We start from the raw sequence: 3,138 nt of genomic DNA on the forward strand, positions 1-3,138 counted from the left end.
AGGTAGTAGACGGAAAACTTGTCCTTAAAAAATTCAATCCGCTGCATGGAGAACAGCTTTTCAGATTATAGAAAAAAAGCCAGGGAATTGTATGATTGCTTAATGATCATTTCCCTGGCATTTTTTGTTAATCAGTATTTGACTGCATTATTCCTCGCTTATTCCACTTTTTTCAGCATAACTTAGCCAGTCAGATACTACAGTCCGGGTTCCTAATATTGTTTTCCTGCAGAAATCTGCGGTCAGTCCCATAGACTTTCCGCTTGAGACAAGATCATCTTTTGTGATGGTAGATGTTTTATCGTTGATTCTTCCGAGTTTGACAACACAAAAGCCGGGACATATAAAATATATGTTGCTCCAACTGTAGTTCAGAAAGCGAGAGAATACTTTACGGTAACAGTCGTGGAAGTGCTGACGGACGTCCTTTACGGCGACGCAAACTGTGACAATAAGGTAACGGTTGCTGATGCAGTAGCAATACTACAGCATTTAGCGAATAAGGATAAGAACGGCCTTTCTGCGAAAGGAATAAAAAATGCGGATTGTAATGAAGTCGGAGACGGTGTGACTGCTAAGGACGCACTTGCGATACAGCAGTATGATGCACAGCAGATCACCGGATTGCCTGTCTAACCGGATATATGAAAAAAACACAGCTCTGTTCGTGGATCAACCCACAGACAGAGCTGTTTTTTTGAAGTACTACTAGATTAAGGAATTTTTGATATTAGTTTCTATTGATGATATATGCAGTATATCCAGTGTAGATAAGCAGCATTATAAGTCCATGCCATCTGACCAGCTGTTTCTTTCTGATACAGAAGAGAAGAACGAGTCCGCTCATGGCAATTAGAACTGCAGTATCTGTAAGGTTTGCCATAGTAAAAGCGACCGGATGTATTGCAGAAGCCACACCAAGGACTAGCAGGATATTGAAAATGTTGGAACCAATGACGTTTCCGAGAGCCATGTCTACTTCATTTTTCTTTGCTGCAACTACTGATGTGACAAGCTCAGGAAGGCTGGTTCCGAGTGCAACAACAGTCATTCCGATCAGATTGTCAGACATACCGAATCTGCGCGCAATGTCTGAAGCTCCTGATACAACCATCTTTCCGCCTACGCCTATAGCTGCCATACCAATTATAATAAAGAGTATTAGCTTCCATACCGGCATAACCTTGAAATCGTCTTCCTCTGCGTTCTCGCTTTGTTTTTTAGCAGTTCTTACCATAAATATAAGAAAAACGGCGAAGAGTAAAAGCAGGATAATACCGTCAATATGTCCTACGGAGTGGTCAAGCCATCCGATCAGCATCAGGAGTCCGGCAATAGCAATCGAAAACGGAAAATCACGTTTCAGGGATACCCCGTCTATTTTTAAAGGACACAGCAAGGCGCACATTCCACAGACGACCATAAGGTTGAATATGTTTGAACCGACGACGTTACTTATCGCGAGTTCATTCTTGCCAGCTATAGCTGCGCTTACACTAACTGATGTCTCAGGAAGGCTTGTACCCATAGCGACTATGGTCATTCCGATGATCAGCGGTGAGACCTTGAGCATTTTTGCGGCTGCAGAACTTCCGTCAACGAAGAGATCGGCGCCTTTGATCAGCAGGAAGAACCCGCCGACGAGCAGTATGTATTTGAGCATAAATTTCTCCTTTTCTATTATCCGTTATAGTCATAGAATAGCTTGTCCAGCAGTTTGTCCAGCTCATTTCTGTTTCCGAAAGCTGCTTTCACAAACGCTCCTGCATTCTTTATCATCAGCTTCAGATATAGCCAGTCACCAAGATCATCATATTTTCGTGTTGAGTTTATAAGATAGTTTTTTCGAAGTGTTGTGTATTCCTTATTCTGTTTCTTTCCGTAGGCGCGTATCTGTCTGGCTGTGACCGCGTCTTCCATAGCTTTTTTCTCGACGAAACCGCCGACTGCTTCAAACGTGCTTTTTTCTGCCCAGAAGATACCACAGTAGAGTCCGGTCATTTTAAATGATACCCTACACAGAAGATCATTCAGGAATAGTGGAAATGAGTAGCGCTCAAATCTTATAGGAGCGCCTCCGCCGATAAATCTGCCTGTATCCAGCAATCTTATGGCTTCTTTTATTGAACCGCGTGTCATGCGGTTATCGCAGTCGATAGTCATTATGACTTCGCCATCTGCAGCGAAAATACCTGCGTTTCTCACTTTTGCGATGCATCTGTCTTCATTCTTAAGCACCCTTGCGCCAAGCTCTTCTGCTATTTCTGCAGTCCTGTCAGTACAGCGGTTGCATACTACTATGATCTCAACTTGTCCTCCGTAGACCTCAGAAGCTTCATGAATTGATCTGATGCAGCGTGCAACATATTTTTCCTCATTGTGAGCAGGAATAACAACAGTTACAGTTCTTTTAATATTCATATGATTATTCCGTCAGAGTTTGTGGATAAGGGATACATGTCCGTTCAGCTCGGTGAATCCGTTTTTGGTGTAGAATCCGTAAGCGGGAGCGCTTTCTTCTGTCTGAAGGAATATGTGGTCAACGCCCATTTCCTTTACGCGCTCTTCAATCCCGCTGAGAAGCTTGGTTCCGAGTCCCTCGTGCTGATGCTCACGGCTGATACAGAATTCGTATATGTAGTATTCTGTGCCCGTACACCAGTGCATTATACTTCCAAGCGATATTCCGACAAGCTTGTCCCCGTCAAGAAGACCAAAGGCAAGTGAATTCCTGTTGCCGGTGAGGTCGAGCAGATACTCTGTCAGCTGTATGTCATCGCTCCAGTCATCGTTCCAAGGTTCGTTCATGAAAACGTCCCTGAACAGGAGCTTTATTTCGCCGAAACGATCGGCGCCTAGTTTTATAATCTCCATAGCAGCCCTCCGAATTTGATATTATTGATTATACCATAAAGGCTGTCTATTGACAATAAGCGGCTCTTATGTTCATTTTTTTATCTTAAATTGAAATCGGTAAAATAGCACATATAGAACCACATTTATAACAGCAAAATGCACAAAAAATATTTTCTTTATAATAACTTTGAGGTTTATATGCAGAAATTTTACTTTGAACCGGTTTTCTCTTGAATAAAACGACCAATTATGCTATAATTCGATTTGGTTCGTTTATATGTC

General features: G+C 42.4%; 4 protein-coding genes. 1 reads left to right on the forward strand and 3 read right to left on the reverse strand.

The genetic code is table 11. The features are described 5' to 3' along the window. The first annotated feature begins 405 nt into the window (after positions 1 to 405). The gene (locus J6U00_RS03705) at positions 406 to 636 is read left to right on the forward strand and encodes a dockerin type I repeat-containing protein (RefSeq protein ID WP_296579050.1); all 231 of its coding nucleotides are present in this window, start codon (positions 406 to 408) and stop codon (positions 634 to 636) included. 94 nt (positions 637 to 730) lie between these two features. Here J6U00_RS03705 and J6U00_RS03710 read toward each other — a convergent pair whose 3' ends face one another. From J6U00_RS03710 to J6U00_RS03720, 3 genes are read right to left on the reverse strand one after another with little or no spacing between them, the layout of a single operon-like run. Beyond that, the gene (locus J6U00_RS03710; RefSeq protein WP_296579051.1) at positions 731 to 1,663 is read right to left on the reverse strand and encodes a calcium/sodium antiporter; all 933 of its coding nucleotides are present in this window, start codon (positions 1,661 to 1,663) and stop codon (positions 731 to 733) included. A 17-nt stretch (positions 1,664 to 1,680) separates the two neighbouring features. After that, entirely contained in the window at positions 1,681 to 2,421 is a 741-nt protein-coding gene (locus J6U00_RS03715) for a glycosyltransferase (protein WP_296579054.1), read from the reverse strand. Positions 2,422 to 2,433: 12 nt separating this feature from the next. After that, the gene (locus J6U00_RS03720; protein ID WP_296579055.1) at positions 2,434 to 2,874 is read right to left on the reverse strand and encodes a GNAT family N-acetyltransferase; all 441 of its coding nucleotides are present in this window, start codon (positions 2,872 to 2,874) and stop codon (positions 2,434 to 2,436) included. Between the last annotated feature and the right edge of the window lie 264 nt (positions 2,875 to 3,138).

It is taken from the genome of Ruminococcus sp. (genome assembly GCF_017650195.1).
In the GTDB taxonomy this organism is placed as follows: Bacteria; Bacillota; Clostridia; order Oscillospirales; family Ruminococcaceae; genus Ruminococcus.